Genomic DNA, 6567 nt, shown 5'->3' on the forward strand with positions numbered 1-6567 from the left:
CCTCCTATTTACCAGCTTTTATTAATTCAACAAAAGATTCTGGTTCAAGACTTGCTCCACCTATTAGACCACCATCTATATCTTTTTGCTTCAAAAGATCTACTACATTTGATGGTTTCATTGATCCACCATATTGTACTGTTACTTCTTCTGCTAGTTCTTTTGTATATAAGCTAGTTAATAAATTTCTAATAAATGAATGAACTTCTTGGGCTATTTCAGGAGTAGCTGTCTTACCAGTTCCAATTGCCCAGATAGGTTCATAAGCAATTACAACCTTTGTTATATCTTCTTTGCTAACACCTTTTAGTCCTTCAACTAATTGTTCTTTAACTACTTCTGTAGTTGTTCCATTTTCACGATCTTCTAATTTTTCCCCAATACATAAAATTGGTCTAAGATCATGTTTTAAAGCAGATTTAACTTTTTCGTTAATAAATTCATTAGTTTCATGGTAATATGCTCTTCTTTCAGAATGACCAAGTATTACATATTCAACTCCTAAATCTTTTAACATTAATGGTGATACTTCACCAGTATATGCACCCTTTTCATTAGGATTCATATTTTGAGCAGCAATTTTTACTATGCTACCTTTTGTTAATTTAACAGCTTCTTGTAAAGATGTAAAAGGAACACCAACTACCACATTTCTTGATAAACCTTCTATTTTTGGTAGTAAGCTTTCAAAAAATTCTCTTGTTTCTGTACAAGTTTTATTCATTTTCCAATTACCTGCTATAATTATTTTTCTCATTATTAAGCCTCCAAATCACTATTAACTAGGTTAAGTCTAGCATATTTTTTTATCATTTGCAAGAATAATGAACATCTTTTTATGTTTTTTTCATTTTTACATATTTTTCAACTGAAAAATAACTGAAATATTTTCTTTTCCTTTTTTTCTTATAATTATTAATTAAAATTTAATTTTATTCATTTTAAACCTAAAAATATGTATATTAATCAACTAGTATACAAAATTTTAACATGCTATAATCAAAAACACATTATATATAAAAAGGAGAAACATGAAAAAAAAATTAATTTTTATTTTATTACTTGCTTTAGCTATTCAGTCATATTCAAAAAATATTAGAATAAAAGCAAAATCAAAAATTGAAACAGAAAGTAACTTTATGGGAAATAAAAACTTAACTTCAATAAATTACATTCCTTTTCAAGCTACTATTTACACTAAACCAAAAGAAGGCAAATATTTAAATTTCTTTTTTAAATTTAGGGGGTCTAGAAAAAATATTAAAGAAGCCAATAAAACTTTTTATCTAATTGATTCTAAACCAACAACTAAAATTGAAGAAGGTAAATTAACTAATCTTGTAGACAATATGTCAAAAGTTGAAGAATATAAAGAAACAAAATATAAAAATGATATTTATTCTACTATTCATAATCATTACCATGGTCCACACGAACATGACTACAATATTACAGAAGACCACGAGCACGATGATGATGATGAACATGAGCATAACCATGATACTTTTGCTACCATATCAAAAAAATATGTTCGTCCTATTTTTACAAATGATGAAGACATACAATTTAAAATGGGAATTGAATATTTACCAAACAAATTTACAAAATTAAAATTAACCTATATGCCTCTTTCATACAATGGAGATGATTTTAAATATAGAAATAGTATAATAGCCGATACAACATATACAAAACTTTTTAATCACGATAAAATGTCTATAATTATAAATCCAAAATTAACAACAATAAATGGTTTTACTCCATATTTTATAGATTTTAAAACTGCTTTTAGATATGCTAAAGATGAAAATACAACTATAGGTCTTGAACTTGATAATAAATTACAAACAAATGTTTTAAACGATTATCATAATTTTAAAAATAGTTTAAATTTCACTTATGATTATAATACAGAGAAAAAAAGATTTCATAAATATTGGGAAATTTTAGATCATGAACATGAAAAAATTGATCAATCAAAAATATATCTCGGTATAACTCATACTGGCACTTATACAATTAATTCATTAAAAGATGCTAAATTAAAATATGAGCGTAAAATTGATAACATAGAAACAAAATTAAATTATACCTATAAAAAAACTAATTTTTTGATTAAAAATTTAATTTTTGAAACTGATTTTAAATTAATTTCTAATCTAGGTTTTACAACTTTAGGAAAAGAATATGACATTACTCACGAACTATATTCTTTTTCAAAAACAAAAAATCCTTCAATAGAAAATATTAATAATTTTGGTACAACACCTAGCGATATGTATGATGCTTGGTATTATGTTCAAAAAGAAGATACTAGCTCATATTTTTACAACAAATTTTATGTTTACAATAATATGCCATACATTATTCAAGAAAAAGGACAAGCTACTAAGCCTAATGCATATAAGAAATCTTTAATTAAAATTAATGATTTTGAGTTTAAAAATAAAACTCGGGTAAAATATAAAAATTTTGATTTTAAAAATTCATTTTATTATTATAATAACTATATTTTGTCAAATCAAAGTTTAGATAATGAAATGAAAATACTCTATACACAAAAATATAAGAGCTTAACACTAATTCCTTCGTACAAACACGAATTCGATGCATTTTTTACAAAGCAGGGAAAACATTATCACTATAATCTATTTACTTTAGGTTTAGATATAAATAATGAATTTCTTTTTGATGATTTATCTTTCAAATTAGGTTTTGATATTTCAAATGAATTTCAAATTAGAAAAGCTACAAAATTAGGTATACATAAAGTATAAGGTAATATAAATGAAGCTGATAAAAATATTTACGGTAATATTATTCGTGTAATACCATATTTAAATATTAAATATATCTTTAATAATAATTTAAATTTGAAAGCAAATATAAAATTTAACTATAATAAATATCACGATGTAACAAGAGGGAATAATTATACTATGTACAGTCCTAGAAATTTTAAAGAAATGATTTTAAAAACTAAGTTAATAGTAAATTATGAATGGTAAAAAAAGGTGCTGTTGCAAATTTAAAATGTAATAGTCATAAATAAAGAAAAAGTGTCAAAATTATGAAATGATCTCAAAAAGTTAAACCTAAAAAGTAACTAAAGAAGATTCGTTCATTTTTGGCACTTTTTTTTAATAAAAAAAAGATACAAAATACCAATAAAACTTAGAAAAAATCAAGGTTTTATGGTATAATGTATCTATGAAAACAACATCTAATTATAGAATTTATTCAAAAATAAATCAACCAAAACTTTTCAATATGATACACTATAATATTTGTGATGATGATCCTGTAGTGGAACTAAAAAATATTCTGGAGGAGGCAGAATTAAATTCCTTTTACGACTTATTTAAACACAAGACAAAGGTTCATCCATTAAATCTTTTAGCTGTTATCATTTACGCTTTTTAAAATAAAATTGTATCTACTAGAGAAATCGAAACTTTATGTAAAGAAAATATTAAATATATGTATCTTCTTGATGATAATATTGCTACTGATCATACAACTATTAGTAGATTTATGGCTAAATGCAATCCTGTTATTCAAGATATTTTCACTGAAATAGTTAAAATAATTATGGAAAAAAATAATATTACTTCTGAAAATATATACATTGATGGTACTAAAATAGAAGCATATGCTAACAAATATACTTTTGTATAAAAAAAACGGAGCTAAAAAATATTATTTTTAAATTAGAATTAGAATTAAAAAATAAAGATATACAAATAAATTCAAAAGATAAGTTTGTAGAAAAATTAGAAGAAACATTAAAAAATGAAAATATAAAATACAATTCTTTATTGCAACAAATGTCTGAAACAAATAAAACATATCAATTATTATTAGAACATAAAAAAGATAAAAAATGGTATCAAATATGGCAGTAAAATTAGGAGGGAAAATTTTAAAATGAAAAAATACAATGTAATAGATTTATTTGCAGGGATAGGAGGATTAAGTTATGGATTTTCAAAGAATAAAAAATTTGAAATAATTATGGCAAATGAAATTGAAAAAGATATTGCTTATGGGTATCAATTAAATCATCCGAATGTAAAAGTTTTAAATAAAGATATAAAAAATATAGAAGAATCAGAATTATTAGAAATATTAAATAATAGGAAAATAGATATAGTAGTTGGTGGCCCACCTTGTCAAAGTTATTCCACTTTGGGTAAAAGAGAATTAGATGATAGATCTCAATTATTTAAAGAATATTGTAGATTATTAAGAATTTTAAATCCAAAAATATTTATTTTTGAAAATGTAAAAGGATTAATTAGTATGTCAGGTGGAAATTTATTAAAAGAAATTATTTTAGAATTTAAAAGATTAGATTATGATGTTAAATATGAAATTTTAAATGCAATGGATTATGGTGTTCCACAATCTAGGGAACGTATAATAATTGTTGGGGTTAAAGGAAAAAATAATTATAAATATCCCAAAAAGACACATGGAGAAAATTTAAAACCTTATGTAACACTAAAAAATGCAATAGGAGATTTAGACAGAATAAAAAGTGGTCAAACATCAAATAAATATATAGGAGAAATTGATAATGAATTTTTAAAATTTGTAAGAGATACAGAAAATCTTACAGAACATATAGTTCCTAAAAATAATGAAAATATGATAAAAATTATGGAAACATTAAAAGATGGACAAGATAAAAATGATTTACCAGAAAGTATTAGACCCAAAAGTGGATATGGAAATACATATGCTAAATTATGGTGGAATAAACCTTCGACAACAATAACAAGGAATTTTTCAACACCTTCATCTTCAAGATGTATTCACCCGATAGATTCAAGACCATTAAGTACAAGAGAAGGGGCAAGATTGCAAAGTTTTCCAGATAGTTATATCTTTTATGGTAATTCAAGTTTAAAAAAATTAGAAATAGGGAATGCTGTTCCACCGTTATTATCATTAAAATTAGTAGAAGAAATTGAAAAAATATTAGAAGAATAATTTTCTTCTAATATTTTTTATAAGTTTTTAAGACACTCTCGTTTTTAAATAATTCTTGTATAGATTCTAAATTATGATGAAATTGAATTTTACCTTGGTGCCATTGTACAAAACCGAAAGGAAGAGAAATTGTACTTCCTCCGTTCTTTTTACCATAATATATTTTATTGCTATATTTTTTTGAAAGTTCTGCAATATCTTTTATATTAAAAATAATATCTAAATTTTCATCATCAACAAAATTTGTATACCAAACATATTCAGCAAAATATTTATTTTCTTTTACTAATCCAATAGAAAAACAGAATAGAGTTATTTCATATATATTTTCTTTAAACCAATTTATTAATGAATTATTTAAATTTGAATCATAAGATTCTAATGTTTCTGCTACAATACGATGTTTTCTATTCTCATATTGAGGATTAGTTCCATATTCTATTATAATATCTTCAATGATATAATTTTCATAATCTAGCCCCCAAAATAAATGAATAGCCTTCTTAATTTTTTCAGGAATTACTTTCTTAAATTGCATTTCAAATCCATCAATAAACCTATCAACTGTTATAAAATGTACTTGTCCACTTTTGCTTTTTTTTATTGATAAGTTTAAATAATTATCATTTTCTAAAATAATTGTTATATCACTTTTCTTTTTTATCTTATCTCCTAAAATACTATAAATACTTTTTTCATTTAAACCAGACTCAAATACATCTTTAAATTTATCTTTAATATTTAAACGATTAAATAAATTTTGTCTAAATTTTAAATCATTTTTTAGTTTTTCATAAATAATTTCTTCATTTTTATGTCCAAGTAATTTTGCAGATTTCCAACCTTCTGATCTGTTTTTTCCATTCATATATTTTTCTCCTCATCTAAAAAAAATTTGTAAATTTCAATATCTAAAGTTTTAGAAATGATTTCAATATTTTTCAATGAAATTCCTCTTTTACCTCTTTCAATTAATCCAATAAAATTTCGGTTTAAATCACAAAGTAATGCTAATTCTTCTTGTGATATATTTTTTTTTGTACGAAATTTTTTTAAATTTTTCCCGTAAACATTTAATATATCCATTGTTAATCCTCCTTTTTAAATATTATCCTAAAAATACTGAAAGTTCCACATACTGATAGTTATCATTTAAAATATTATATTGAAATTAAAATAAAAAGAGATTATAACAAAAATAAAGTATTATAGCATGTTATAATGCAAGGAAATGTACGACCCATTTTAACCTTGACATTTAACATGCAAGGGAGACCCCTTGGCCCCAATTTTATCTAAAAATATATTTTTTTAAATAAAAATAGCTATAATTATTTAAGTAATTTTTATAGCAAGTTTTAAATTAGTTGAAAGAGAAAATTGAAAAGTAAGTTTTTATTGAAAAGATTCTCGAGGAAACAATAAAAAAATAAAGGGAGCTGTTGCAAAGTGACTAAAATTTAACGATTTTTTTACTTTGTTTAGCTTACGCTAATAAAATCTCTCAAATTTTTGGGAGATTTTATTTTTTTATTTATTTTTATGCAACAAAAAAATAAAAAAAAATAAAAA

General features: G+C 23.3%; 7 protein-coding genes. 4 read left to right on the forward strand and 3 right to left on the reverse strand.

The window, feature by feature from the left end; all coding sequences use genetic code 11:
- Positions 1-4: 4 nt before the first annotated feature.
- A complete protein-coding gene (gene tpiA / locus AWT65_RS03890) occupies positions 5-757 on the reverse strand; it encodes a triose-phosphate isomerase (protein ID WP_066729562.1) in 753 nt (250 codons plus the stop codon).
- Positions 758-1031: 274 nt separating this feature from the next.
- Between tpiA and AWT65_RS03895 the strand changes: the two genes are divergently transcribed.
- The 4 genes from AWT65_RS03895 to AWT65_RS03910 all read left to right on the forward strand — a co-directional run bounded on the left by AWT65_RS03895 (position 1032) and on the right by AWT65_RS03910 (position 4995).
- Entirely contained in the window at positions 1032-2777 is a 1746-nt protein-coding gene (locus AWT65_RS03895; protein ID WP_066729564.1) for a hypothetical protein, read from the forward strand.
- A gap of 433 nt (positions 2778-3210) precedes the next feature.
- Positions 3211-3423 (forward strand): hypothetical protein, encoded by a 213-nt coding sequence (locus AWT65_RS03900; protein ID WP_066729566.1) that lies wholly within the window; start codon positions 3211-3213, stop codon positions 3421-3423.
- Between the two features lie 6 nt (positions 3424-3429).
- Positions 3430-3678, forward strand: coding sequence for a transposase (locus tag AWT65_RS03905; RefSeq protein WP_083497816.1), 249 nt, complete (start codon positions 3430-3432; stop codon positions 3676-3678).
- 249 nt (positions 3679-3927) lie between these two features.
- Complete coding sequence (locus AWT65_RS03910) at positions 3928-4995, forward strand: DNA cytosine methyltransferase (RefSeq protein WP_066729570.1); 1068 nt, start codon at positions 3928-3930, stop codon at positions 4993-4995.
- Positions 4996-5002: 7 nt separating this feature from the next.
- Here the strand turns inward: AWT65_RS03910 and AWT65_RS03915 are convergent, their stop codons facing one another.
- Positions 5003-5863 (reverse strand): hypothetical protein, encoded by an 861-nt coding sequence (locus AWT65_RS03915; protein WP_066729572.1) that lies wholly within the window; start codon positions 5861-5863, stop codon positions 5003-5005.
- A complete protein-coding gene (locus tag AWT65_RS03920; RefSeq protein WP_066729574.1) occupies positions 5860-6081 on the reverse strand; it encodes a helix-turn-helix domain-containing protein in 222 nt (73 codons plus the stop codon). Before AWT65_RS03920 ends, AWT65_RS03915 begins: the two co-directional genes overlap by 4 nt.
- Between the last annotated feature and the right edge of the window lie 486 nt (positions 6082-6567).

It is taken from the genome of Sneathia sanguinegens (assembly GCF_001517935.1).
Taxonomy (GTDB): domain Bacteria; phylum Fusobacteriota; class Fusobacteriia; order Fusobacteriales; family Leptotrichiaceae; genus Sneathia; species Sneathia sanguinegens.

Bases quoted from the DNA above. Each gene is read 5' to 3' on its own strand.
- AWT65_RS03895 (WP_066729564.1), top strand. From the start codon at position 1,032: ATGAAAAAAAAATTAATTTTTATTTTATTACTTGCTTTAGCTATTCAG.
- AWT65_RS03910 (WP_066729570.1), top strand. From the start codon at position 3,928: ATGAAAAAATACAATGTAATAGATTTATTTGCAGGGATAGGAGGATTA.
- AWT65_RS03915 (WP_066729572.1), bottom strand. From the start codon at position 5,863: ATGAATGGAAAAAACAGATCAGAAGGTTGGAAATCTGCAAAATTACTT.
- AWT65_RS03900 (WP_066729566.1), top strand. From the start codon at position 3,211: ATGAAAACAACATCTAATTATAGAATTTATTCAAAAATAAATCAACCA.
- AWT65_RS03920 (WP_066729574.1), bottom strand. From the start codon at position 6,081: ATGGATATATTAAATGTTTACGGGAAAAATTTAAAAAAATTTCGTACA.
- tpiA (WP_066729562.1), bottom strand. From the start codon at position 757: ATGAGAAAAATAATTATAGCAGGTAATTGGAAAATGAATAAAACTTGT.